Source organism: Rhizobium sp. Leaf341, from assembly GCF_001424325.1.
In the GTDB taxonomy this organism is placed as follows: Bacteria; Pseudomonadota; Alphaproteobacteria; order Rhizobiales; family Rhizobiaceae; genus Ferranicluibacter.
Genome location: NZ_LMPE01000015.1, coordinates 667176 through 693289 on the forward strand (window position 1 = coordinate 667176; position 26114 = coordinate 693289).

20 protein-coding genes are annotated in these 26114 nt (G+C 64.3%); 12 read left to right on the plus strand and 8 right to left on the minus strand.

Annotated features, from left to right (window positions below):
- Nucleotides 1–147 precede the first annotated feature (147 nt).
- From ASG03_RS17855 to ade, 3 genes are all read left to right on the plus strand, one after another.
- Entirely contained in the window at nucleotides 148–1113 is a 966-nt protein-coding gene (locus tag ASG03_RS17855) for an acetylxylan esterase (protein WP_062694874.1), read from the plus strand.
- Nucleotides 1110–1838: an esterase family protein gene (locus ASG03_RS17860; protein WP_062694876.1), complete on the plus strand. Its 729-nt coding sequence runs from the start codon at nucleotides 1110–1112 to the stop codon at nucleotides 1836–1838. Before ASG03_RS17855 ends, ASG03_RS17860 begins: the two co-directional genes overlap by 4 nt.
- Before the next feature lie 170 nt (nucleotides 1839–2008).
- Nucleotides 2009–3706 carry an adenine deaminase gene (ade, locus tag ASG03_RS17865; RefSeq protein WP_062694878.1) on the plus strand — a complete coding sequence of 566 codons (1698 nt, stop codon included), beginning with the start codon at nucleotides 2009–2011 and terminating at the stop codon, nucleotides 3704–3706.
- A gap of 292 nt (nucleotides 3707–3998) precedes the next feature.
- Here the strand turns inward: ade and bglA are convergent, their stop codons facing one another.
- On the minus strand, nucleotides 3999–5651 hold the full coding sequence (bglA, locus tag ASG03_RS17870) for a beta-galactosidase BglA (protein ID WP_062695307.1): 1653 nt from the start codon (nucleotides 5649–5651) through the stop codon (nucleotides 3999–4001).
- Nucleotides 5652–5857: 206 nt separating this feature from the next.
- Between bglA and ASG03_RS17875 the strand changes: the two genes are divergently transcribed.
- Nucleotides 5858–6784 (plus strand): sugar kinase, encoded by a 927-nt coding sequence (locus tag ASG03_RS17875; RefSeq protein ID WP_062694880.1) that lies wholly within the window; start codon nucleotides 5858–5860, stop codon nucleotides 6782–6784.
- A 71-nt stretch (nucleotides 6785–6855) separates the two neighbouring features.
- Here the strand turns inward: ASG03_RS17875 and der are convergent, their stop codons facing one another.
- The gene (gene der / locus ASG03_RS17880; RefSeq protein ID WP_062694882.1) at nucleotides 6856–8274 is read right to left on the minus strand and encodes a ribosome biogenesis GTPase Der; all 1419 of its coding nucleotides are present in this window, start codon (nucleotides 8272–8274) and stop codon (nucleotides 6856–6858) included.
- 329 nt (nucleotides 8275–8603) lie between these two features.
- Entirely contained in the window at nucleotides 8604–9266 is a 663-nt protein-coding gene (locus ASG03_RS17885; protein WP_062694884.1) for a tetratricopeptide repeat protein, read from the minus strand.
- A gap of 380 nt (nucleotides 9267–9646) precedes the next feature.
- On the opposite strand from ASG03_RS17885, the gene ASG03_RS17890 reads away from it, so the two are divergent.
- On the plus strand, nucleotides 9647–10678 hold the full coding sequence (locus ASG03_RS17890) for a polysaccharide deacetylase (RefSeq protein ID WP_443216637.1): 1032 nt from the start codon (nucleotides 9647–9649) through the stop codon (nucleotides 10676–10678).
- Nucleotides 10679–10703: 25 nt separating this feature from the next.
- Here ASG03_RS17890 and bacA read toward each other — a convergent pair whose 3' ends face one another.
- The 4 genes from bacA to ASG03_RS17910 all read right to left on the minus strand — a co-directional run bounded on the left by bacA (nucleotide 10704) and on the right by ASG03_RS17910 (nucleotide 15328).
- Nucleotides 10704–11978, minus strand: a complete 1275-nt coding sequence (gene bacA / locus ASG03_RS17895; protein WP_062694886.1) for a bacteroid development protein BacA — start codon at nucleotides 11976–11978, stop codon at nucleotides 10704–10706.
- 130 nt (nucleotides 11979–12108) lie between these two features.
- Nucleotides 12109–13308, minus strand: coding sequence for a YbfB/YjiJ family MFS transporter (locus ASG03_RS17900; RefSeq protein WP_244475301.1), 1200 nt, complete (start codon nucleotides 13306–13308; stop codon nucleotides 12109–12111).
- On the minus strand, nucleotides 13308–14057 hold the full coding sequence (map, locus tag ASG03_RS17905) for a type I methionyl aminopeptidase (protein ID WP_062694890.1): 750 nt from the start codon (nucleotides 14055–14057) through the stop codon (nucleotides 13308–13310). Before map ends, ASG03_RS17900 begins: the two co-directional genes overlap by 1 nt.
- Nucleotides 14058–14269: 212 nt before the next feature.
- Nucleotides 14270–15328 (minus strand): LLM class flavin-dependent oxidoreductase, encoded by a 1059-nt coding sequence (locus tag ASG03_RS17910; RefSeq protein WP_062694892.1) that lies wholly within the window; start codon nucleotides 15326–15328, stop codon nucleotides 14270–14272.
- 254 nt (nucleotides 15329–15582) lie between these two features.
- Here ASG03_RS17910 and xdhA point away from each other — a divergent pair, with 254 nt between their 5' ends.
- The 7 genes from xdhA to ASG03_RS17945 all read left to right on the plus strand — a co-directional run bounded on the left by xdhA (nucleotide 15583) and on the right by ASG03_RS17945 (nucleotide 25691).
- Entirely contained in the window at nucleotides 15583–17079 is a 1497-nt protein-coding gene (gene xdhA, locus ASG03_RS17915) for a xanthine dehydrogenase small subunit (RefSeq protein ID WP_062694894.1), read from the plus strand.
- 127 nt (nucleotides 17080–17206) lie between these two features.
- Entirely contained in the window at nucleotides 17207–19546 is a 2340-nt protein-coding gene (gene xdhB / locus ASG03_RS17920; protein ID WP_062694896.1) for a xanthine dehydrogenase molybdopterin binding subunit, read from the plus strand.
- Nucleotides 19543–20376 carry a xanthine dehydrogenase accessory protein XdhC gene (gene xdhC / locus ASG03_RS17925; protein ID WP_062694898.1) on the plus strand — a complete coding sequence of 278 codons (834 nt, stop codon included), beginning with the start codon at nucleotides 19543–19545 and terminating at the stop codon, nucleotides 20374–20376. The genes xdhB and xdhC overlap by 4 nt, the downstream gene beginning before the upstream one ends.
- A 286-nt stretch (nucleotides 20377–20662) precedes the next feature.
- Nucleotides 20663–21562, plus strand: a complete 900-nt coding sequence (locus ASG03_RS17930; RefSeq protein ID WP_062694900.1) for a LysR substrate-binding domain-containing protein — start codon at nucleotides 20663–20665, stop codon at nucleotides 21560–21562.
- Nucleotides 21563–21898: 336 nt separating this feature from the next.
- Nucleotides 21899–23137: a urate hydroxylase PuuD gene (locus tag ASG03_RS17935; protein ID WP_062694902.1), complete on the plus strand. Its 1239-nt coding sequence runs from the start codon at nucleotides 21899–21901 to the stop codon at nucleotides 23135–23137.
- Nucleotides 23134–24444, plus strand: a complete 1311-nt coding sequence (guaD, locus tag ASG03_RS17940; protein WP_062694904.1) for a guanine deaminase — start codon at nucleotides 23134–23136, stop codon at nucleotides 24442–24444. Before ASG03_RS17935 ends, guaD begins: the two co-directional genes overlap by 4 nt.
- A 92-nt stretch (nucleotides 24445–24536) precedes the next feature.
- The gene (locus ASG03_RS17945; RefSeq protein ID WP_062694906.1) at nucleotides 24537–25691 is read left to right on the plus strand and encodes an alpha-hydroxy acid oxidase; all 1155 of its coding nucleotides are present in this window, start codon (nucleotides 24537–24539) and stop codon (nucleotides 25689–25691) included.
- Here the strand turns inward: ASG03_RS17945 and uraH are convergent.
- A complete protein-coding gene (gene uraH / locus ASG03_RS17950; RefSeq protein WP_062476312.1) occupies nucleotides 25676–26038 on the minus strand; it encodes a hydroxyisourate hydrolase in 363 nt (120 codons plus the stop codon). The genes ASG03_RS17945 and uraH overlap by 16 nt on opposite strands.
- Nucleotides 26039–26114: the final 76 nt, after the last annotated feature.

Below are 26114 nucleotides of genomic sequence, written 5' to 3' on the forward strand. Positions count from 1 at the left end.
TGTCGATGGCCCGCGGATGTCGATGACACGGGACGAGGACGCGGGGAGAAACACCCGAACGGTGCGGGATCGCCGCGCGATCTGCAGGGCTGTGGTCGTCCTGCTCCCGCGGTGTGTCCTTTCCTCTGAGCACAGGGTCCGCGAGGCATGAGCATTCCCAAGGACCACCCCTATGATTTCGATCCCACATACGGGCTCGCGCTCGATGACCTCCGCGCCATCCGGCCACCGCCGGAGGTGCCAGGGTTCGACGCCTTCTGGCAGGCACGCTACCGGAAAGCGCTGGCGGTCGACCCTAACCCGAGCCTGACCCGGTCGGCGCAACAGCACGGCAAATGGATCGTTCACGATCTCGCCTACACCTCGACAGACGGGTTCCGGATCGGCGGATGGCTGCTTGTCCCGCATCATGGCAGGGTTGAGCGCGGCCTTGTCGTCGGCCACGGGTATGGCGGACGCGACCAGCCGGATCTCGACCTTCCCGTCGAGAATACCGCCATCCTCTTCCCGTGCTTTCGCGGCCTCTCGCGCAGCAGCCGGGCACCGATCTCGCCCGATCCGGCCTGGCATGTCCTCCACGACATCGACAAGCCCGCCCGTTACATCATCGGAGGCTGCGTCGAGGACGTCTGGGCAGCCGTCACCGTTCTCAATCTGCTCTTCCCCGGCACCAAAGACCGGGTCGGCTATAGCGGCGCCAGTCTCGGCGGCGGGATCGGCGCGCTGGCCATTCCGTTCGATCGTCGTATCGACAGGGGCCACCTCACCGTCCCGACCTTCGGAAACCGGCCGCTCTGGCTCGCTTTGCCCACCATCGGCAGCGCCCGTGCCGTGCAGGCCTATGGTCGCACCCATCCCGAGGTGGGCGAAACGCTTCGCCTGTTCGACGCGGCGACGGCCGCCGCGCGCATCGCGGTTCCCCTTCTCTGCGCTGTCGCCCGCTTCGACCCCGCCGTCGCGCCGCCGTGTCAGTTCACGATCGCCAATGCGCTTCCGGCGGAAAATCATCATGAAACATTCATCCTCGACGCCGGACATTTCGATTATCCTGGTCAGGCCGCACAGGCGTCGGCGCTGAGAGCAAAAGTCGGGAAACTCTTCAGGACACCATGAACCGCGAATATCTGCGTTGGTACAGTCCGCGGCTCCATCGCGACATGGAGTTGCTGGTGTTCGGGCATCGCGGTGCCAAGGTCCTGATGTTTCCGACACGCGAGGGGCGCTTCTGGGAATACGAGGCGCTCGGACTGGTCGACGTGCTGGCTGACAAGGTCCGTGCCGGTCAGCTCCAGCTCTTCTGCGTCGAGGGTTTGGCCAACGAAAGCTTTTACGCCCGCAACCTTCCTCCCGCTGACCGCCTCCGTCGCCACAGGGCCCTGGAAGAATACGTCCTGAACGAGGTGCTGCCGCTGATGGCGCAGTGGAACCCGGAGGGCGCCACGATCGTGCACGGTTGCAGCCTCGGCGCCTACCAGGCCGCCAGTCTCGTCTTCCGCCACCCGCACCTCTTCTCCAAGCTCGTGGCGTTTTCCGGCCGCTATGACCTGACGCTGCAAATCGAGAGTTTCGACGACCTGCTCGATGGCCATTATGACGACGAGGTCTATTTCCATACGCCAACGCACTTTCTGCCCGGCCTGTCGCAGACCTGGCGTCTCGATCGCCTGCGGTCCGTCGATATCGTTCTGACCATCGGCAATGCCGACCCGTTTCTCGACAACAACCTGCATCTGAGCCGGTTGCTCCACGAGATGGGCGTCCACCATCAGCTTCATGTCTGGGACGGCCGTGCCCATCGCGGGCAGTCTTGGCGCAAGATGGCGGCGCTCTACATCTGACGATGGCGGGTGAAGGGACGGCGGCGTGGACAGGTCCCGCCGGCGGGTCTCCTGCGTGACGTGCCCGCCATGTCGCGCGTCGCCCTTCCCCTGCGCGCACCACGCTCTATGATGCGCTTCAACGTCTCGTCCACACCTGACCCGCAGTCCTCGCCAGAACCGGAGCCCTCATGTCCGCCACTCTCACCGACCGTATCGATCAGGGCACGGGTCGCGTCGCCGCCGACATCGTCCTCAAGAACGGTCGCTTCTTCGACCTCGTGACCGGCGACTGCGTCGAAGGCGATATTGCCCTGTGTGGCGACCGGATCGTCGGCACATGCGGCAGCTATCAGGGTGTCGAGGAGATCGACATATCGGGTTGCATCGTCGTTCCCGGTTTCATCGATACGCACCTGCACATCGAATCCTCCCTGGTGACGCCGCATGAATTCGACCGATGTGTCCTGCCCTACGGCGTGACGACGGCCATTTGCGATCCGCACGAGATCGCGAACGTGCTGGGCACGGACGGCATAGACTTCTTTCTGGACAGCGCCCGCGAGACGATCATGGATATCCGGGTGCAGCTTTCGAGCTGCGTACCGGCAACGCATCTCGAGACCTCTGGCGCCAGCCTGCCGATCGAGGCGCTGCTGCCGTATCGCGACCATGAGAAGGTCATCGGCCTCGCCGAGTTCATGAACTTCCCCGGGGTCATCCACAAGGATCCCATCTGCATGGCCAAGCTCGAAGCATTCCAGGACGGCCATATAGACGGTCACGCGCCGCTGCTGCGCGGCCTTGATCTCAACGGTTATCTCTCAGCCGGCATCCGCACCGATCACGAGTGCACGACGGCCGACGAAGCCTTGGAGAAGATCCGCAAGGGAATGCATATCCTCGTCCGCGAAGGTTCGGTCTCCAAGGATCTTCATGCCCTGATGCCGATCCTGACCGAGCGCCTCTCGCCCTTCCTCGCGCTCTGCACCGACGATCGCAATCCGCTCGACATCGCGGAGGAAGGCCATCTCGACTACATGATCCGCGAAGCCATCGCCCACGGTGTCGACCCGCTCGCCGTGTATCGGGCCGCGTCGATTTCCGCTGCCCGCGCCTTCGGCCTGCGCGACCGCGGCCTTGTGGCACCCGGCTGGCGCGCCGATCTCGTGGTGGTGGACAGTCTGGAAAGTTGCAGGGCGCAGATGGTCTTCTCGGCCGGCCGGCGCGTCGACGATGCTCTCTTTGCCACGCGCCGTGCCGTCGTGCCCGTCGGTCTCGACAGCGTCAAGGCCGGACACATTCACGCCGCTGCCTTCGCCGTGCCCTACACCGAAGGCGAAACCTCCGTGATCGGGGTCCTTCCCGGAAAGATCATCACTGAACATCGCCGCTTCCAGCTGCCGGCCGACGGCAACCAGACCGGCGCCGATCTCATGCGGGATATCATCAAGGTGGCCGTTATCGAGCGGCATGGCATCAACGGCAACCATGCCAACGGTTTCGTGCAGGGCTTCGGCCTGAAGAAAGGCGCCATCGCCTCGACCGTCGGTCATGACAGCCACAATATCTGCGTCGTCGGCGTCGATTCCGACGACATGGCACTCGCCGCCAACCGCCTCGGCGAGATCAAGGGCGGCTTCGTCGTGGTGCAGGACGGCCGCGTCACCGCCGAGATCGCTCTGCCCGTTGCGGGTCTCATGAGCCTTGAGCCCTATGAACGTGTCCGCGACACGCTGCATCACCTTCGACAGGCCGCCTTCGCGCTCGGCGCCACCCTTCAGGAACCCTTCCTGCAACTTGCCTTCCTGCCCCTCCCCGTCATCCCGCATCTGAAGATTTCGGACAGGGGACTGGTGGACGTCGACCGGTTCATGCTGATCGGGTGACGGCGATCCCGGCAACAACAGGCGCCGGCCCCTTGAAGCTTCCGCGACCAACCCGTTCGTCAGATACTCGGATGCGCTCCCCCCGCATGTGGAGAGCGGTTGCCGATCGAACCGGGTTAATGTCGAAGGGCAGTCCTTCCCTGCCCCTGATGCATGTCGCCCGAACGTGCGCAGCGGTTTCGGGAAACGACCTGCTCCGTTCCTGTCGGATGATCACGGAGGGCCCCCGCCGTTCGAAACGACGAAGACCTGATCCGGGACGATCGGCTCGGACATGGACGACGGCAAGCGTCTAGCCAGACACGCGCCCGCAGAACGCATCCAGGGCCTCCAGCGCGATCTCGTCTTTCTCGATCCTCGCGGTGTCGAATCCCGGCAGAGGCAGCGTCGCGGCGATGGTCATGCCCTTCGGCAGGGTCACCGTCTGTGGGCCGCGCCGCAGATTGAAGACGAAGAGCAGTTTCTCGCCGGCCTTCTCGCGGGTGAAGATCAGGATGTCCTGGTTCGTGTCGAGGAACGTCATGCCGCCGTCGAAAAGCTCGGGATAGGTTCGGCGGAAGGCAAGCGTCTGCCGATAGTGGGCAAGAACGGAGTCCGGAGCCGCATCCTGCACGTCGACCGCCATGGCCTTGTGCACGTCCGGCACCGGCAGCCAGGGCTGCCCCGTCGAGAACCCGCCGCTCTGTCCGGCATTCTCCCACGGCATGGGCGTCCGGCATCCGTCGCGCCCCTTGAAGGCCGGCCAGAAGCGAATGCCGTAGGGGTCGCGCAATTCATGCAGCTCGAGCTCTGCCTCGGGCAGCGCCAGCTCCTCGCCCTGATAGAGGCAGATGGAACCACGCAGCGTCGCAAGCACGGAAATGGCAAGTTTCCCGATCCGCTCCCGCTCGATCTCGTTCTGGATGAAGCGGGAGACATGGCGCTGGACGTCATGGTTGGAAAAGGCCCAGCAGACCCATCCGTCCGCGACCGAGTCCTGAAACGAGGAAACGCAGTGCTTGATGTGGCTGGCCGTGAAGTCCGGGCCGAGAAGATCGAACGTGTAGCACATATGCAGCTTGTCGCCGCCACTGACATAGGCCGCCAGCGTCTTCAGCGAACGCCCGCCGTCGCCCACTTCGCCGACCGCTGTCCGATCGTCGTATTCCTCGAGCAGCGCCCGGAAGCGCTGCAGGAAACCGATGTTTTCGGGCTGCGTCTTGTCGTAGAGATGGCTCTGCATGCCATAGGGATTGACGTCGGGCGCATCGAGCCCGGGGCCGTCGTCATTGTGGCCGAGCGGCGGATTGTCACGCAGCTCCTTGTCGTGGAAGTAGTAATTGACCGTATCCAGCCGGAAGCCGTCGACGCCGCGCTCCAGCCAGAAGCGGACGGTTTCGAGGACGGCCTCCTGAACCTCGGGATTGTGAAAATTGAGGTCCGGCTGCGAGCCGAGGAAGTTGTGCAGATAGTACTGCCGGCGAACACCGTCCCACTCCCATGCCGGACCGCCGAAAATCGACAGCCAGTTGTTGGGTGAGGTCCCATCGGGCTTCGCATCCGCCCAGACATACCAGTCTGCGCGCGCATTGGACCGGCTCGTCCGGCTTTCCTTGAACCACGGATGCTGGTCGGAGGTGTGGGAAATCACCTGGTCGATGATGATCTTGAGGCCGAGGCGGTGCGCCTCTTCCAGCATTACGTCGAAATCGGCAAGCGTCCCGAACATCGGGTCGACATCGCAATAGTCGGAGACGTCATATCCCATGTCCGCCATGGGCGAGGTGAAGAACGGCGAGAGCCAGATGGCATCCACGCCGAGGCTCGCGATGTGCGGCAGCCGCGCGGTAATGCCTGGCAGGTCCCCGATGCCGTCGCCGTTCGTGTCCTGGAACGACCGCGGATAGACCTGGTAGATCACCGCGCCGCGCCACCAGTCCGGGTTGGTCTTTGGGGAAGAGGCCATGGACGATTCCTTCTGCATGATGGGGACCTTCGATCTTCTAGCGTTCGGGCCGCGACGAGGCAATGACAGGGCAACGCCTTTCGGGGCCAGGCCGCCGCGTCCGGACGTTGGGCGACGTCACGCAGGACGCGCTTCCGAAACGAACACCCTGCCTTGCCATCGGCGTCCACAGGCTTTATCGGGCAAACGCAACGAGGAGGACATCGATGGCACGGCTTCTGGCAATCGGCGAATGCATGGTGGAACTCGGCGATGCCGGCAGCGGCTTGCTCCGCAAGGGCTTTGCCGGCGACACGTTGAATGCCGCCTACTACGCCCGCACCTATCTCCCGGCCGCGTTCGACGTTGCCTATCTCAGCGCTGTCGGCACCGATCTTCTCTCCGCAGAGATGCTCGCCTTCATCGGCGACAAGGGCATCCTCACCGAGGATGTCCTTGAGATCGAGGGTGCGGCCCCTGGCCTCTACATGATCCATCTCAAAGAAGGCGAGCGGAGCTTCTCCTATTGGCGCTCGGCGTCGGCTGCGCGAAGACTTGCCGAGGACCCCGCACATCTCCGGCGCGCCATCGAAAAGGCCGACACCATCGTCTTCTCCGGCATCACGCTTGCCATCCTCTCGCCGGAAGCCCGCGAGACGCTGATCCTCGAACTGCGGCGTGCAAAGGCCGCGGGACGGCGCGTCGTCTTCGACCCGAATATCCGCCCGCGTCTCTGGGAAGACGCCGCGACACTGCGCGCCGTCGTCGAAGCGGGCGCCCGGGCATCGACCATCCTCGTGCCGAGCTTCGATGACGAGCAGGCGCATTTCGCCGACGCCGACCCCGAGGCCACGATCGCGCGATACCGGCAGTGGGGCGCCGACACGGTTCTGGTCAAGAACGGCAGCGGCGCGGCGTGCCTTTCGAACGGCACCGATGCTATCGTCCGCATCACGCCGCCAAGGGTTCAGACCGTGGTCGATACGACCAGCGCCGGCGACAGCTTCAACGGTGCGTTCCTGGCAAGGCTGCTGACCGGCGTCGCCCCCGCCGAGGCCGCAGCCTTCGCCGCCCGCGTCGCTGCTGCCGTCATCGCCCACCACGGAGCGCTCGTGCCGCCCGAGCATCTGCCGCAGGCGCTCGACCTCGCGTAAAAGCTTAGGCGAGAAACGACAGGTAAACCGCGGGATCGACTCGACAAACCCGCGCTAGAGACCGCCGGAGTCTAGCGGCGCTTCTTGCCTTCGAACGGATTTTCCGACGCGCGAAGATGAATGCGGATCGGCACGCCTGGCATCTGGAAATCGGCGCGCAGACCGTTCGTCAGATAGCGGATATAGCTTTCCGGCACGGAGTCCGGACGCGTGCAGGAGATCATGAAGCCCGGCGGACGGGCCTTCACCTGCGTCATGTACTTCAATTTCAGGCGACGCCCGGAGACGGCCGGTGGCGGATGCTGGGTCTGCTGCGCGTCGAGCCACTTGTTCAACCGCGCGGTGGAGATGCGGCGGTTCCAGACCTTGTCGGTATCGACGATCGACTGCATCAGCTTGTCGAGCCCATAGCCGGTCTGTCCCGATAGCGGAACGGCCCGGATGCCGCGCGCCTGCGGCAGCAACCGCTCGGTCTTTTCACGCAGATCGGCAAGCAGCGCCTGCGGGTCCTCGACCAGATCCCACTTGTTGAAAGCAAGCACGGCCGCGCGGCCCTCGCGGATCACGAGGTCGACCAGCTGCAGATCCTGCTTTTCGAACGGGATGGTCGCGTCGAACACGATGACGACGGACTCGGCGAAGCGGATCGAACGCAGGCTGTCGGCAACCGACAGCTTTTCGAGCTTCTCCTGCACCCGGGCCTTCTTCCGCATGCCGGCCGTGTCGAACATCTTGATCGTGCGACCGCGCCAGTCCCACTCCACCGAGATCGAGTCGCGCGTGATGCCGGCTTCCGGACCGGTCAACAGGCGATCCTCGCCAAGGAAGCGATTGATCAGCGTCGATTTGCCGGCATTCGGCCGCCCGATGATGGCCACGCGGAGCGGCTTCGTCTCGTCATAGGCGGGCTCTTCGTCATCGTCGCCCTCGCCCGCTGCCTTGCGCAGATCGATGTCCGTCTCGGCTTCGTCCACGACGGGCGGAAACGCCCGCTCTTCGCCGATCGCCTCGACGATCGCGTCGCGCAGGTCGATCATCCCCTGTCCATGCTCGGCCGAGATGGGGCACGGATCGCCGAGGCCGAGCGTGAAGGCATCGTAGAAGCCGCCGTCCGACCCCTTGGCCTCGGACTTGTTGGCGACCAGCACGACGGGCTTGCCGCGCCGACGCAGAAGATCGGCCAGCGTCTGATCGGCCGGTGTCAGCCCGGCCTTAGCATCGACCACGAACAGGGTGATGTCCGCTTCGTCGATCGCGGCTTCCGTCTGCGCCCACATCCGACCCTGCAGCGTCTCGGGGCCGGACTGCTCGAGGCCGGCCGTGTCGATGATGGTGAACCGCAGATCGACCAGTTTCGCATCGCCGGGCCGTCGATCCCGCGTGACGCCCGGGGTGTCGTCCACCAGCGCCAGCTTCTTGCCGACGAGGCGGTTGAAGAGCGTGGACTTGCCGACATTGGGGCGGCCGACGATGGCGACGGTGAAGTTCATCTCAAAATCCTGTCGCGGCGCTCATGCCGCTGTGCCGGCCGCCGCGCAGCCCGTCATCATGACCGGCAATGCGTTGCGACCTCTCGGTTCTTTCCGCCGCTGCAAAGCAGGGCAACGGATGGCATCAAAGCCTGTCGCCCGAAAGCCTCAAGGCTTCGAGCGACGGTGAGGTATTAAAGACGGTCGCCCGAAGGTCTCAAAGGGCTCCGGGCGGCGGTACGTATGAAAGACGATCGCCCAAAAGCTTCAAGGGCTTCGGGCGACACGAAATAGAACCCCGCATCTCAAGCCTCCTGCGCAGATCGGTGATCCCGCAATGCGCCTGAAGGCTACGGCGCGGAGGCCATCACATCCAGGACCATGCGGGCCCGGTTGGCAAGGCCACGCGGCGCCTGGCTGTCATCGACGACCTGCTGAAACCACTCCTTGGCCTTGGTCTTGTCGCCGGCCTTGTAGGCCGCAAGACCCAGCACCTCGCGTGCGGAGTTGCGCAGGCCGTTCCCATCCACCGCCAGCTGCTCGACCTCCGCCGAAACCTGTTCGTATGTGCCGGTGTCGACCAGCAGATAGGCCGCGCGGATCCGGGCGGCATCCCGCATCGGCTGCACGATCGCCTCGTTCTTGGAAATCGCGGAAAAATCGGCGATGGCGGCGGCGGTGTCGCCCTTCTGCGCCTTCAGCGTAGCGGCCCGCATCTGCGCAAGAACGGGATAGGCGCCGTAGCCGTCGGCCTCCAGTCTGTCGAAGGCGGCAAGCGCCTCGTCGGTCTTGTTGTCCTTGGCAAGCGTCAGGGCCGCGAGGAACTCGTCGCCCGAGGCGGCGGCCGAGGTCTCATGCCAGTAATCATAGGCGACCTTGCCGATCGTGCCGATGACGATGAGAACCGCCAGCATGGCCAGGATGCCGCCGAAGCGGAGCCAGACGGCCTTGACCTGCTCGGAGCGAAGCTCGTCATTGACCTCGCGGATGAAACTGTCGTTCTGATGCGCCATTCGAGTTCCGGCGGACCGGCCTTCTCTGCCATTTCTCTCAAAGCCGCGCTTCTAGCCTATTTCGCGCATATTGTAAGGGGGCACGGCAAAATCGGGGCAATGTGACGATGCGCATCGGGCCAAACGACCCGCACCACGTTCGGCGACTCCGGCCACGAACATCTCCTCCTTGGATGTTTGACGTCATGAGCCGGATTTATCGGCACCTTTGCGGCATGGCTCCCAAGGATCGCCGTATTCCTGCCGCATGGGGCAAGCGCGCCCCCTTTTTACACCCGACGGGGCCACGTCTTCCTTGTCTGCTCCAGGCCCGCGCGCCGCGTCCCGCCTGCAGCAGACGCATCACGTCAGGTTTCCGCATGCACGTTTCCCCCGCCCCCTTGGCTGCCCTCCTGATGCTGTCGCCACTGGCGCTGGCACCCACGATCGCGCGGGCGGATCCGCCGCCGTCGATGCGGGGAACCCTGCAGCCGGGACCGACGGCCGCTGCAGCTTCGAAATTCCAGCAGCTCGTCATCATCTCCTTCGACGGCGCGCATGACAACACGCTCTGGGAGCGCAGCCTCGCCACGGGCCGGAAGGTCGGTGCGCATTTCACCTATTTTCTCTCCTGTACCTTCCTGATGACCAAGGCCGAGGGCGGCCGGTCCTACCGGGCCAGCGGCCACAAGCAGGGTGCCTCGAATGTCGGTTATGCCCAGAGCCGCGAAGAGATCGCCACCCGGGTGCGCCATATCTGGCAGGCCCACCAGGACGGCCACGACATCGGCAGCCATGGTTGCGGGCATTTCGACGGCAAGGACTGGAGCGAAAAGGACTGGAGCGACGAATTCGTGGCCTTCGATGCCGCGCTCGACAATGGCTGGAAGGCGGGCGGCATCGAAGCCGAAGAACCCGACGGCTGGCGCGCGATGATCGACGGCATCAAAGGCTTCCGCGCGCCCTATCTCTCGACCAGCACCGGCCTCGTTCCGGCAGAGCGAAAAGCGGGCCTGTCCTACGATGCCAGCCTCGTTACCAAAGGTCCGGCCTGGCCGACGCGCGAAGGCGGCATGGAGCGCTTCGGTCTGCCGCTGATCCCCGAGGGCCCGAGCGGACGCCGGGTCATCGGCATGGACTACAATCTCTTCGTCCGCCACTCCATGGGCGTCGAGAACCGCAAGGACAGCGCCACCTTCGAGGCCCGCGCCCTCAAGGCCTATCGCGATGCCTTCGCCGCCCAGTACGACGGCGCCCGTATCCCCCTTCAGCTCGGCTTCCACTTCGTCGAGATGAACGGCGGCGCCTACTGGCGGGCGCTCGAAACATTCCTTGCCGAAACCTGCAGCAAACAGGACGTCGCCTGCGTCAGCTATGCGCAGGCCCTGCCGCTGATCGCGGCACGGAAAAAGGCGGATCCCTCCGCCTTTTGATGTCTCCGCTGTCTTCCTCGGCTTGCTACGGCTTGTCGGCCGCCAGTTCGCCGTCGGCATCTTCGCGGGCAAGGTAGCGCTGATCGATCTCCGGCAGGGGTTCCCCTTCGATCGCAGACTCGAAGGCTCGGAGACGCTTGTAGATCGACAGAAGCTCAACGATCGTCGTCCACGAGTTGACCAGGTACTGAAATGATTCCCGGACCTGCCCGAAGACGTTCTGGATCTGGTTCAGCACGCCCAGCGAGAGCTTGCCAGCGATGATCGAGGGGACGAGAACGAATGTCCCGAACAGATTGTCCGCCTGAAGGTAGAAGATCCGGGCGACGTTGAAATACATGTAGTGGAAATAGAGCCGGAAATAGTTCCGGCGAACATTCGCGAACAGTTGGGCCACCGTGATGGGATCGGCGCGGTCCGGATTGTCTTCCCCGTAGACCAGTTCCTTACGGTAGGCGGCCTCGACGCGCTGGTTGCGAAATTCGAGTCCCGGAAGCTTGATGCCCACGGCTGCCAGAAACACCGTTCCGAACAACGACCAGCAGATCGCTGCCCAGACGAGGGCGTGCGGCACTTCGCCGATAAAGGGAAGTTCGGTGACGGTTGCGGAAAACTTGAACAGGATCGGCATGAAGGCGATCAATGTCATGACCGAGCTCACGAGATTGACACCAAGGCCTTCCATCGTGCGCGAAAACCGCATCGTATCATCCTGAACACGTTGCGATGCGCCTTCGATGTGTCGCAGCTTGTCCCAGTGCGACATGTAGAAGTCGTTCATCGCAGTCCGCCACCGGAAGACGTAGTGGCTGACGAAGAAGAGGTTCAATACCCCCACCGTCACGGCGACGAAGGCGATACCGGCAAAACCAAGCATGCCCATGTAGAGCTGATCCGCCGTAACCGGTGCCGTCCGCGCCAAAGCTTGCTGAATGAGATCATAGAAGGGCCCGTACCAGGCATTGATGGAAACGCCGACCTGAACCGAGAAGTAGGTGTTGAACATGATCAGCGCGGAACCGAGGATTGACCAGTTCTGCCAGCGATGCGGGCTGTAGGTAAACCAGAAGGCCGCAAACAGCGCGACCATGAGCGCATAATACAGATAGAACCAGAGAAACGGCGGCGACCAGAAGACGGAGACACCGATGACCGGCTCCGTGCCCGGCGGCAAGGACGGAAGCCCGATCAGATTGCCGAACTCGCTTGCTCCCGCATACCACGCGGCGATCGCGAGCACGGTCCAGATAACGACGGACGGGAAAAAGTATCTTGGATAGGGGAAAAACGAGACAAACAAATCGAGCGCCTTCAGCTTGATGCAACGACGTCATTCGCGCCGAGACGCGAAACCGGCGCGAACCTAGGCCAAATGCCGAAGCTTCACAATCGCGGCCGGGCAAGGTTACGGCGATTTAATGAGCAGCGTCTCATAGCCCCGAGGCGAGACGAATCCCGCGACGCTCGACCAGGATGATACCGGCGCAGAGGATCAGAACGGCGCTCGCGATCAGCGTCGGCAGCGTAAAGCTGCCGGTGGATCCGGCGAGCCAGCCCGCGACGAGCGGACCGATGATCTGTCCGATGCCGAAGGCGGCGGTCATGATCGCAAGCGCGCGCCGCTGGCTTGCCGGCGCCAGCGCCCGGCCGATCTGGAGGCCAAAGGCGGTGATCATCATGAAGGTGGCGCCGAGCAGCAGACCGCCGGCCAGGGGCGCCGCCGGGAACGGCAGCACGACGGTCAGAACGAGGCCCGCCGCCTCGACCACAAGCCCGATGAGATAGACGCCGACGATGCCAAAGCGCGGCACCAGCTGCCGCCAGGCCGCAACCGAGACCGCAGCGCTGAGCCCTGTGACCAGCCAGCAGAGAAACTCGATCGTGTGGTCGACCGCGCCTGCCCGGGCCATGGCGACGAGGAACGTCGCCGTGATGACATAACCGAAGCCGAACAACCCGTAGGTCAGCGTCAGCGCCGCGAAAGGTCGCGTCCAGACGAGGCGCGGCTCGGCCGCCGGCGCGGTCCCGGCGGTCACCGGTCCTTCGGGCAGAAGCAGCGCCACGCAGGCGGTGCCGAGCAGGGAAAGAAAGGCGCCGGCAAACCACGCCTCCCGCCAGTTCGCAAGCGCCTCACCCTGACCGGCCGGCAGCAGCCAGACCATCAGCGACGAGGCAGCGATCCCCAGGCCGACGCCTGCAAAATGCAGCGACTGCACGGCGGTGCTGCCCGCCGCCGCACCCCGTGTCAGCACGATCTGGGATATCATGATCATGGTGAAGGCGCTCGCCATGCCGGCCAGAAATCGGATAACGGCGAACACCACCACGGCGTTCGCCATGCCCATGGCGCACAGGAGCAGCGTCGTGGCGACCAGCATGCCGAGTCCGATCACCCGTTCGCGTCCTTGCGCAAAGGACAGGCCGGCAAGCACGGCACCGAGCAGGTATCCGACGAAATTGGCGGCCGCAATCACCCCGGCTTCCCCCGGGCTCAGCGGGACATCGAGCATCATGCCGGGCAGGATCGGCGTATAGGAGAAACGGCCGAACCCCATGGCGACGGCCATCGCTATCGCACCGGACAAGGCCGTCGCGAGAAGCCGCACAGTCGATCTGCGCCATGTGAGCATCAGCCGGGCAGCGTGACGACGAGAGGACCGTTGCGGGTGACGACCACCGTGTGCTCGTACTGGACCGTCGGGGCGCGCGGCTCGCTGTAGAGCGTCCACGCATCGTCGCCGCCTTCGGCAAAATGACCGCCCATCGACAGGAAGGGCTCGATGGTGAAGACCATCCCGTCCTCCATCCGCCGCTTCTCGTGCTTGTCGGGCCATGTCGAGATCTCGGTCGGCTCCTCGTGCAGGGAGCGACCGACACCGTGGCTCGCAAGGTTGGAGATGAGCGTATAGCGGTTCTTGCGGGCGAAGGCGCCGATTGCATTGCCGATCGACGCCAGCGGCTTGCCGGCCTTGACCTCGTTCAGCCCCACCCACATGGCGCGCTTGCCGTCACGGCACAGCCGCTCGGTTGCCCGCGAGACAGGCGGTACGGCAAAGGACGCGCCGGTGTCGGCGAAAAGCCCGCCTTTTTCGGCAGAGACGTCGATATTGACCAGATCCCCGGCTGCGATCACCCGCGCACCGGGAATGCCATGTGCAACCTCCTCGTTGACGCTGATGCAGGTGGCGCCGGGAAAACGGTAGGACAGCTCCGGTGCCGACTGCGCACCTTCGGCCTCCAGCGCCTTCCGGCCGATCAGGTCCAGCTCGGCCGTCGTCATTCCCGGCTCGAGGGCCGCACCCATGATCTGCAGCGTGTTGGCGCAGATCCGGCCAATTTCCTTCAGACGTTCGAGATCGTCGGCATTTTCCAGTGTCATGATCGTTCATTTCCGGAGGCTGGCACGGCGCAGCGAGGCACAGCGCCGCAAAGCGCGGGTGGAAAAGCGAACCTATCTACTCCGCTTCCCGCCGGCAGGGAAGGCAGGTTGCGCGGGATGCGCAAGGCTGAGGTTGCGCGGGAAGCGCAAGGGCTGAGGTTGCGCGGGAAGCGCAAGGGCTGAGGTTGCGCACCGCGCATGTCAAAGGCGGCTCACACGGCGCTCGCCGCGCGGGCCGCATCTTCGGCGATCCCTTCGCGCACGCGTGGTGCGACCTTCGTACCGTAGAGCTCGATCCCGCGCATGATCTGATCATGCGGCATCGGGCCGATCGCCATCTGCAGGAGAAAACGGTCGTTGCGGAATATTCGATGGTGCCGGATGATTTTGTCAGCAACCGTTTCGGGGTCGCCGAGAAACAGATTGCCGCGCGGGCCGATCGCCTGGTTGAAGTGCTGGCGATTGGTCGGGCCCCAGCCGCGCTCGCGGCCGATCCGGTCCATCACTTCGGCCTGCGGCCCGTAGAACTGGTCGGCGGCGGCCTCCGTCGTATCGGCAATGAACCCGTGCACGTTGATGCTCGTCTTCAGGCCGGCAGCCGGTTGCCCCGCCCGGCGGGCGGCTTCGCGGTAGAGATCGAACAGCGGCGCATAGCGCGCGGGCTCGCCGCCGATGATGGCGAGAGCGACCGGCAGGCCAAGCGCGCCGGCACGCGCAACCGACTGCGGCGTCCCGCCAACGGCCACCCAGAGCGGCAACGGTGCCTGCAAAGGCCGGGGATAGACACCGCGATCGTGAAGTGCGGCCCGCTTCTCGCCTTCCCAGTTCACGATTTCGCCGCTGCGCAGCGCCATCAGCAGGTCGAGCTTTTCGGAAAACAGGTCGTCGTAGTCCTCCAAGGGATAGCCGAACAGCGGAAACGATTCGATGAAGGATCCGCGACCCGCCATGATCTCGGCGCGCCCGCCCGAGAGAAGATCGAGCGTTGCAAACTGCTGGAACACGCGAACAGGGTCGTCCGACGAAAGAACCGTTACTGCGCTGCTCAGCCGGATGCGGCGCGTCCGCGCGGCGGCGGCGGCCAGCACCACGGCCGGCGACGACACCACGTAATCTGCACGATGATGTTCCCCGAGCCCGAAGACATCGAGCCCCACCTGATCGGCAAGTTCGATTTCTTCCAGCAGGTTCTTCAGGCGACGCTCGCCCTCGCGGCCTTTGTCGGCGGCTTTGGGATCGACATCGCCGAAGGTGTAGAGACCGAGTTCCATGATATGCGGGTCCTCATGATGGGGTTTCCCCACACATAACCATCGCACGCGCCTTTTCCCACCGTCCAAGACGTAAACGCAGCGTTGCCGCCCCGTTTACAGCCATCAGCAGACATCCCGACCGCCAGCCTCGGGCATGCGCGCATATGCGCTGCCGAAAGCACCTTCGGCATGCGGAGCATGCGTTCTGCCAAAAGCAATTGTCAGTCGACGGTGTTTGCGCTTAGTCTTGCCCGTCAAGACAAGGGGTCCGAATGACCAGCACCACCCGAACCGCCCAGGCGCCTTCCGGCAGCATCCGTTTCCTGCTCAACGAGCGCGAGATCGACCTGACGACAGTGGCGCCAACCGCGACGCTGCTCGATTTCCTTCGGCTGGAACGTCGGCTGACCGGCACCAAGGAAGGCTGTGCCGAGGGCGACTGCGGCGCCTGCACGGTTCTTGTGGGCCGGCTGGTGGCGGGCAACCTCGTCTACGAAGGCGTGAATGCCTGCATCCGCTTCGTCGGCTCGCTGAACGCCACGCATGTCGTCACCGTCGAGCATCTCGCTGCGCGCGACGGCTCGCTGCATCCGGTCCAGCAGGCAATGGTGGATTACCACGGCTCGCAATGCGGCTTCTGCACGCCGGGCTTTGTGATGTCGCTTTACGGCCTGTGGCTGTCGAAGGACAATCCCGGGCGCGCCGATATCGAAAAGGCCCTGCAGGGCAATCTCTGTCGATGCACCGGCTACGAGCCGATCGTGCGCGCGGCCGAAGCGGTCGCCCGCGCCCGGCCGGATGCCGTTTTTGACCCCATCCTCAGGATGCGCGATCGCGTTCACACCTTTTTGTCCGAGCGACCGGAGGGCGAGACCATCGTCCTCGGCGCGCCCGAGGCCCGCATCGTGGTGCCCGGCTCGGCACGGGCGCTGGCCGAGACCCTCGCGGAATATCCGGATGCCACCGTGGTCGCCGGCTCGACCGATGTCGGTCTCTGGGTGACGAAGCAGATGCGTCCCATCAACCCCGTCGTCTTCATCAACGGCCTGTCCGACCTGCAGGTGATCACCGAGACGCCGGAGGGAATGACCATCGGCGCCGGCGTCACGTATTCCCGCGCCTTCGCCACCCTCGCGCGTCGCCTGCCACCGCTCGGAAAGCTGCTCGACAGGCTGGGTGGCGATCAGGTGCGCAATATGGGCACCATCGGCGGCAATATCGCGAATGGATCGCCCATCGGGGATATGCCGCCGCCGCTGATCGCGCTCGACGCGACCGTGACGCTGCGTTCCGTTTCGGGCACGCGAACCCTGCTCCTGCAGGACTATTTCATCGCCTACGGCCGGCAGGACCGCCATCCCGGAGAGTTCGTGGAGAGCGTGTTCGTTCCGGCGCTCCCTGCGGACGAGCACGTCGCCGTCTACAAGATTTCCAAGCGCCGCGACGAGGACATCTCGGCTCTCTGCGCCGCCTTTCGTCTGGCCGTGTCCAGCGAAGGCCTCGTCACCTCCGCCCGTATCGCCTTCGGCGGCATGGCCGGGACGCCGAAGCGCGCCACGGCCGTCGAGGATGCCCTGATCGGCAAGCCGTGGACGGAAGAGACGGTGACCGCCGCGCGCCCGGCGTTCGACGTGGATTACCAGCCCCTGAGCGATTGGCGCGCCACAAGCGAATATCGCGCGCTGACCGCCAAGAACCTGCTGCTCCGCTTCTACCTGGAGACCTCGGGATCGCCGTCGGAGCTGGTTCGCTTCGAGGCAGCGGAATGAGACGCAACGCGTCGGGTTGGCGGAGACCCTCGCCCTGAACCTTCCCACAACGGGGAAGAATCTGCCGGCAGGCGGACGCGAGGCACGCTGCAAAAGACAGAAGGCCGCAAGGCCAAGGAGACGCATCATGGACAGCTCGACCTTCGAGGAGCGCAAGATCATTCACGGCGGCATGCACAAGAGCCTGCGCCATGACAGCGCTCACAAGCATGTGGCGGGCAGCGCCGACTATATCGACGACATGCCCGAGCCCGCGGGAACGCTGCATGCGGCCCTCGGGCTGACAGACCGAGCCCATGCGGAGATCGTCGCCATGGACCTGAGCGCTGTGGAGACCTATCCGGGCGTCGTCTGCGTTTTGACCGCGCGCGACATGCCGCACGTCAACGACATCAGCCCGAGCCACCTCGATGACGAGCCGGTGCTCGCGGACGGACGTGTCGAGTTCCACGGGCAGGCCGCCTTTGCGGTCATCGCCGAAACGCGCGACGCCGCCCGACGCGCCGCGCGCCTCGCCAGGATCACCTATGCCGACCTGCCCCACGTCATCGACGTCAAGGAAGCGCGGGAGGCCGGGGGCAAGCTGGTCACCAAGCCGCTGACCCTGTCGCGCGGCGATGCCGTCAACGAGATGCAGCACGCGCCCCGCCGCGTAAAGGCGGCGATGCAGATCGGCGGGCAAGAGCATTTCTATCTCGAAAGCCACATCGCGTTTGCCATTCCGGGCGAAGACGACGACATCACCGTCTGGTCCTCCACCCAGCATCCGAGCGAAATCCAGCACATGGTCGCCCATGTTCTCGGCGTGCCGTCCAATGCCGTCACCGTTCAGGTGCGCCGCATGGGCGGGGGCTTCGGCGGGAAGGAAACACAAGGCAACCAGTTCGCAGTCATCGCCGCCGTCGCCGCGAAAAAGCTCAACCGCCCGGTCAAGTTTCGGCCCGACCGCGACGAGGACATGGTCTGCACCGGCAAGCGCCATGACTTCCTAGTCGACTACGAAGTCGGCTTCGACGACGACGGCCGCATCCATGCCGTGGACGCCACCTTCGCCGCGCGTTGCGGCTATTCCTCCGACCTCTCGGGGCCGGTGACCGATCGCGCCCTGTTCCACGCGGATGGCGCCTATTTCTATCCGCATGTGCGGCTGACCTCGGAACCGCTGAAAACCAACACGGTGTCCAATACGGCCTATCGCGGTTTCGGCGGGCCGCAGGGCATTCTTGGGGCCGAACGCATCATCGAGGAGATTGCCTACGCCCTCGGCAAGGACACGCTCGACATCCGCAAACAGAATTTTTACGGCGAAAAGGGGTCCGGCCGCGATCTCACGCCCTATCACCAGCAGGTCGAGGACAATGTCATCGGCAGGCTGGTCGCGGCGCTTGAGGAAAGTGCCGACTACCAGAAACGCCGCGCCGACATCCTCGCCTTCAACGCGCAAAGCCGCATCATCCGCAAGGGCATTGCGCTGACGCCGGTCAAGTTCGGCATCTCCTTCACCATGACCGCTTTCAACCAGGCCGGTGCTCTGGTCCATGTCTATCAGGACGGCTCGATCCACCTGAACCATGGCGGCACCGAAATGGGACAGGGGCTCTACACCAAGATTGCGCAGGTGCTGGCAGACAGTTTCCAGGTCGACATCGAACGGGTGAAGATCACCGCGACCACGACCGGCAAGGTACCGAACACCTCCGCCACCGCCGCCTCCTCCGGCACCGACCTCAACGGCATGGCGGCAGCCGACGCTGCCCGACAGATCAAGGAACGCCTCGTCGCCTTCGCCGCCGAGCGGTGGCAGACGACGCCGGACAAGATTTCCTTCGTACCGAACCACGTCCGCATCGGCGACGAGCGCGTGCCCTTCGCCGATCTCGTCAAGCAGGCCTATTTTGCCCGCGTCCAGCTGTCGGCCGCCGGTTTCTACAAGACGCCGAAGATCCACTGGGACCGCAACACCGGGCGCGGGACGCCCTTTTACTACTACGCCTACGGCGCCGCCGTTTCCGAAGTCTCGATCGACACGCTGACCGGCGAATACATGGTGGATCGCGTGGATGTGCTTCACGACGTCGGGCGCTCGCTCAACCCGGCGATTGACATCGGACAGATCGAAGGCGGCTTCGTGCAAGGCATGGGCTGGCTGACGACCGAAGAGCTCTGGTGGGACGCCAAGGGGCGCCTTCGCACCCATGCGCCCTCGACCTACAAGATCCCGCTTGCCTCCGATCGGCCGAAGATCTTCAACGTCAAGCTCGCGGACTGGAGCGAGAACGGCGAGGAAACCATCGGCCGCTCCAAGGCCGTGGGCGAGCCGCCGTTCAACCTGCCGATCTCCGTGTTCGAGGCGATCTCCATGGCGGTCGCAAGCGTCGGCGACTACCGTCGATGCCCGCGCCTCGATGCGCCGGCCACGCCGGAACGCGTGTTGATGGCGGTCGAGCGCATGCGCGTTCCTTCATGAAATACGTCGTCGGCAGCCTGCAGGCGTTTCTCGCCCGCGAGGCGCAGATCGTTCTGATCGAAGTGGCGGAAGCGCTTGGCTCGACCCCGCGCGAGACCGGAGCCTTCATGCTGGTTTCGCCGCAGGACAGCCATGGCACCATCGGCGGCGGCCAGATGGAGCACATGGCGATCGACCATGCCCGCAACCTCATGGCCGGCATGGCGACGGATCGCCGCCTCGACATTCCTCTGGGGCCGGAGATCGGCCAATGCTGTGGCGGCCGCGTGGCGCTGTCCTTCCGGGTGCTCGATGCGGCCGCCCGCGACGACCTCGACGCGATGCTCAAAGCCCGCGTGAGCGGTTTTCCGGAAGTCTGGCTGTTCGGGGCCGGCCATGTCGGCCGGGCGCTGGCCGATGCGCTTGTGCTCCTGCCGGTGCGCATCTTCGCCGTGGAAACGCGCCGGAACGAACTCGACCTGATGTCGTCAGGCGCAAGCCCGCGGCTGACCGCGATGCCCGAGGCCCTCGTCAAGGACATTGCGCCCGGCAGTGCGGTGATCATCCTCACCCATGATCATGCATTGGATTTTCTGATCGCGCGGGAAGCGCTTTCGCGTGCCGATCTCGCCTATACCGGCATGATCGGTTCCAAGACCAAGCGTGCGACCTTCGCCAGCTGGGCGCGCGACGAAGGGCTCGATGCCGCCGCCATATCCAGGCTCGTTCTGCCCATCGGTGGCAAGACGGTGAGTGACAAACGCCCCGCCGTCATCGCCGCAATGACGGCGGCCGAGGTGCTGACGGCGCTCGATGCCTACCGGCGCTCTGCCACCTCTTTCGGTTCGTAACGCGGGTCTCGTCCATCGAGAAAGCCGAGATCGCGCTGGAGATGCGCCGGCATGCTCTCAACGTCGAGCCGCGGATAGCGTGCCGGATTAAACCGGGCGAGGACGGCCCGCGTTCGGCGCAGGACCAGACGAACGATAGTGTCTTTCGGTGTCCGCAGGGGGAGTTGCTGTGTCGTCGGCAGGCTCATGGCATCACCATTGTCTCAGGGAACGGCTTGCATCTTCCGCCTCCCCATGGTCGAAATCCAATCGAACATCCGCCTGCCGCCATCAAGAGACCTGATCCATGAAGATGTCCCGACAGTTCCCGCTCAATGCGCTCCGGGTGTTCGAGGCGGTTGCGCGGCTGTCGAGCTTCACCCGGGCCGGCGAGGAACTCGGCCTTACCCAGACCGCGGTCAGCTACCAGATCAAACTGCTCGAGGAGAACATCGGCGAACCCCTCTTCCTGCGCCGCCCCCGGCAGATTGCGCTGACGGAAACCGGCGAACGGCTTCTGCCGAAGGTCAGCCAGGGGTTCGATCTGTTGAGAGAGGCGGTCGTAGCGGCGCGACGTTCATCGAGCGAGGTCTTGCTTCTCCACTCCACGCCCACCTTCGCCCAGCAATGGTTGACGCGAAGCCTTGGCGCATTCCAGTACCGCCACCCGCAGATTGCCGTGCGGCTCATCACCGGTGCCCGCGTCGATGATTTTCACACCGAAGCAGCGGACATCGCCATTCGCTGGGGCACGGGCGACTGGCCCGGCCTCGTCAGCCATCATCTGATGCGTCTCGATTTCGCGCCGATGCTCAGCCCTGCGCTGGCGGACGCGCATGGCGGACTTCGGGAGCCCGCCGATTTGCTGGAGCTTCCGCTCATCAGCCCCGCCGACCCGTGGTGGAAGCACTGGTTCACCGCCGCTGGCGTTCCTGACGCCAAGCTCGACACCCGCACACCGAACGATTTCGGCGTGCAGACCTTCGACGCGGCCGCCGCTATGGCCGGACAGGGCGTCGCGATCGTCAATCCCGCCCATTACGCCGACGACATCGCCGCCGGGCGCCTCCTTCTCCCTTTCGACCTCCTGTGCAACGACGGCCGGGACTACTGGCTCGCCTATGCCGAAAGCCGCCGCAACGTCCCGAAGATCCGGGCGTTCCGGGACTGGATCCTGGAAGAATTTGCTCGCACGCAGGGAGAATGATGGCGGGCTCGGTGTTCCCACGACACCGTCTGCGCCCTTGGCGAAAGACACAGATCCGTCGTTCGCGGCCTGCAGTTGATGGTGACCGGCCTTGGGTTCGTCGGACGCAGATCGACCGCATCGGATCGCGAACGCGCGTAAAATCTCGGTCATTCCGAGGGACCGACAGTCCATCCCGGATGTCGCGGCGCGCGCGGGCTCATCCCCGTTGGTTTCCGGCCACATCCCTTGCGCCGGCAAATAACTTGTCGAGCACGCGCATCTTTCGGAAGCCGCCCCTTCCCTCGCCTTGAAAATTTTCGCAATGTCCCCGACGGGGCATGAAAGGGGACCGACATGTATGAATACGCCATCGTCTGGGAATGGCTGACCTTTGCCGTGCGCTGGCTGCACGTCATCACCGCCATTGCCTGGATCGGCTCCTCCTTCTATTTCATCGCGCTTGACCTCGGGCTGGTCAAGCGACACCACCTGCCGGTCGGGGCCTATGGCGAAGAGTGGCAGGTGCACGGCGGCGGTTTCTACCACATCCAGAAATATCTCGTCGCACCCGCCATGATGCCGGAGCACCTGACCTGGTTCAAATGGGAAGCGTACACGACCTGGCTCTCCGGCTTTGCCCTCCTCTGTCTGGTCTATTACGGCGGTGCCGACCTGTTCCTGGTCGATCGCCATGTGCTCGACGTTTCCTCCACGACAGCGATTCTCCTGTCGCTCGCCTCGCTCGGCATCGGCTGGCTGATCTACGACCTTCTCTGCAAATCGCCGATCGGAAAGAACACCTGGACGCTGATGGCGCTGCTCTATGTCGTGCTGGTTGCCATGGCTTGGGGCTATACGCAGGTCTTTACCGGCCGTGCGGCCTTTCTGCACCTCGGCGCCTTCACGGCGACCATCATGTCGGCCAACGTCTTCTTCATCATCATGCCGAACCAGCGCATCGTCGTGGCGGACCTGATCGCCGGCCGCACGCCGGATCCGAAATATGGCGCGATTGCCAAGCAGCGCTCGCTGCACAACAACTACCTGACGCTGCCCGTCATCTTCTTCATGCTGTCGAACCATTATCCGCTGGCCTTCGCGACGGCCTATAGCTGGATCATCGCGGCGCTGGTGTTCCTCATGGGCGTCACCATCCGCCACTGGTTCAACACCACCCACGCCCGCAAGGGTCGCCCGACGTGGACATGGCTTGTCACCGTCCTTCTCTTCATCCTCATCATGTGGCTGTCCACAGCACCCAGGCTGCCCGGTACAGCGGAGGACACCGCCGCCATCGCACCTGCCTTTGCCCGCTTTGCCGAAAATGCGCATTTTCCCGCGGTGCGCGATACGGTTTCGACCCGCTGCTCCATGTGTCACGCGGCCGAACCGGCCTATGAAGGCCTGGCGCGCCCGCCCAAGGGCGTGATGCTCGAAAACGACGGCGAGATCGCCGCGCATGCGCGCGAGATCTACCTCCAGGCCGGCCGCAGCCATGCCATGCCACCCGGCAATCTGACCGACATGACGGCTGACGAACGCGCGCTGATCGCCGCGTGGTTCGAGAGCGCCGCAGGAACCGCGACACGATGACATCGATGCTTCTCCGAGGCCGCACCCTGACGTTTCGCCGTCGTCCCGTGTCGATGGACGATGCCGAAGCCTATCTCTATGACACCGACGGCGCTCTGCTCCTCATCGACGGCCGCATCGCGGCCAGCGGATCCTACGCGACCGTGCGCGACCAGGCGCCCGACGATGTCGTCGAGATCGATCACCGGCCCCATCTCATCCTGCCGGGCTTCATCGACACGCATGTCCACTTTCCGCAGATGCAGGTCATCGGCTCGTACGCAGCAAATCTGCTGGAATGGTTGAACACCTACACGTTTCCCGAGGAGTGCCGGTTCGTGGAGAGGGCGCATGCCGCGCGCATCTCCGTGCATTTTTTCGACGAGATGATACGTCACGGCACGACAACGGCGGTTGCCTATTGCTCCGTCCACAAGGCTTCGGCCGATGCCTTCTTCACGGAGGCCACGGCGCGCGACATGCGCATGATCGCCGGCAAGGTGATGATGGACCGCAACGCGCCGCAAGGCCTGCTCGACACGCCGGAGATGGGCTATGACGAGACCCGCGCGGTCATCGCCGAATGGCACGGCAAGGGCCGCAACCATGTCGCCATCACCCCCCGTTTCGCCATCACCTCGACGCCCGAACAGATGTCGGCCGCGCAGGCGCTTGCCGCCGAATTTCCCGACCTGCACATCCAGACCCACCTCTCGGAAAACCGCGAGGAGATCGACTACACGCTTTCGCTCTATCCCGATGCGGCAGACTATACGGATGTCTATGCCCGCTACGGGCTGATGGGCCCGAAATCCCTCTTCGGCCACGCCATCCATCTTTCGGAACGCGAGCGGGACGCCATGAGCGACACAGGCTCGGTGGCGGTCCATTGCCCCACCTCCAATCTCTTCCTCGGCTCCGGTCTGTTTCCGCTGAAAGAACTGGCGCGGCGGGAAAAGCCGGTGCGCATTTCCGTCGCCTCCGACATCGGCGGTGGATCGAGCTATTCCATGCTGCGCACGATGGACGAGGCCTACAAGATCCAGCAGTTGCTGGGCGAACGGCTAAACCCGTTCGAGAGCTACTTCTACCTGACGCGCGGCAATGCCGAAGCGCTTTCCCTATCCGACAGGATCGGAACGCTGGAGCCGGGAACGGACGCCGATCTTATCGTGCTCGACATGACGGCGACGCCTGCGATGGCGCTGAAGGCGGAGGTCGTCGCATCGCTCGCCGACGAACTCTTCCTTCTGCAGACCATGGGCGACGACCGGGCCGTGGTCGAGACATATGTCGCGGGACGCCCAGCCAAGACCACGCTGGCGTAACTGGTAAATTTAATTGACCAGTTGCACGACTGGCGCTTAACGCTCGTCATTGCGCGTGCTAGACGAGAGCAGCCATCCCTGCGGAGCCTGCCATGCCACCTCTCGAAATCGCCGATCTCAAAGCTCTCGCCAAGCGCCGCGTCCCGAAAATGTTCTTCGACTATGCCGATAGCGGTGCCTGGACGGAGGGCACCTATCGCGCCAACGAAACGGATTACCACAAGATCAAGCTGCGCCAGCGGGTGCTGGTCGACATGACCAACCGGTCGCTGGCCACCACCATGATCGGCCAGGATGTCGCGATGCCGGTGGCTCTCTCGCCCACCGGGCTCACGGGCATGCAGCACGCCGATGGCGAGATGCTGGCGGCGCAGGCGGCGGAAGAGTTCGGCGTTCCCTTCACCCTGTCGACCATGAGCATCTGCTCCATCGAGGACGTGGCCTCCGTCACGACGAAACCCTTCTGGTTCCAGCTGTACGTCATGAAGGATCGCGATTTCGTCCGCAATCTGATCGAACGCGCCAAGGCCGCCTGGTGCTCGGCGCTGGTGCTGACGCTCGATCTGCAGATCCTCGGGCAGCGCCACAAGGATCTGCGCAACGGCCTCTCCGCGCCGCCGAAGTTCACGCCCAAGCATATCTGGCAGATGGCAACGCGCCCCGGCTGGTGTCTGAAGATGCTGCAGACGCGGCGGCGCGGCTTCGGCAACATCGTCGGTCACGCCAAGAACGTCTCAGACCTGTCGTCCCTGTCCGCATGGACGGCAGAGCAGTTCGACCCGAAACTTTCCTGGGATGATGTCGCCTGGATCAAGGCGCTCTGGGGCGGACCGCTGATCCTGAAGGGCATCCTTGATCCGGAAGATGCGCGCATGGCGGCGAAAACCGGCGCGGATGCAATCATCGTCTCCAATCACGGCGGCCGTCAGCTGGACGGCGCGTCATCGTCGATCGCCATGCTGCCCCGCATCGTCGATGCCGTCGGTGGCGACATCGAGATCCATGTCGACGGCGGCATCCGCTCGGGCCAGGACATCCTGAAGGCCGTGGCGCTGGGTGCCCGCGGCACCTATATCGGCCGCCCGTTCCTCTATGGCCTCGGCGCCGGCGGCAAGACCGGCGTGCGCCTCGCGCTCGACATCCTGCGCAAGGAACTCGACATCACCATGGCCCTTTGCGGCAAACGCGACATTCTCAACGTCGACAGAGACATCCTGGATCTCGGAGCCGCTCAGCTTCCCCGGTAGGTCGAATAGCTGTAGGGCGAGAGCAGAAGCGGCACGTGATAATGGGCCGAGGGATCGGCAATTCCGAAGCGCAGCGGGATCATGTCGAGAAACGGCGGGTCCGAAAGCGCCGTGCCCAGTGACGCGAGGTAATCGCCAGCGTGAAAGACAAGTTCGTAACGTCCGCGTGCCAGCGCATCGCCTTCGAGAAGCGGTGCATCCACCCGGCCGTCGCTGTTCGTCGTGACGATCTTCAGAAGCGTGCGCGCCTCCCCTTCGATGTGGAACAGCGCAATCTGCAGGCCGGCTGCAGGCCGGCCGAGCGCGGTATCGAGAACATGCGTGGTCAGGCGGCCGGTGGCAGTCATGGTGACCTCTTTTCGATGGCTGGCCGGAGCGATGCCGCCGGCCGTGTGGTGAACAGAAAGGCGGTCGTCGGACGGA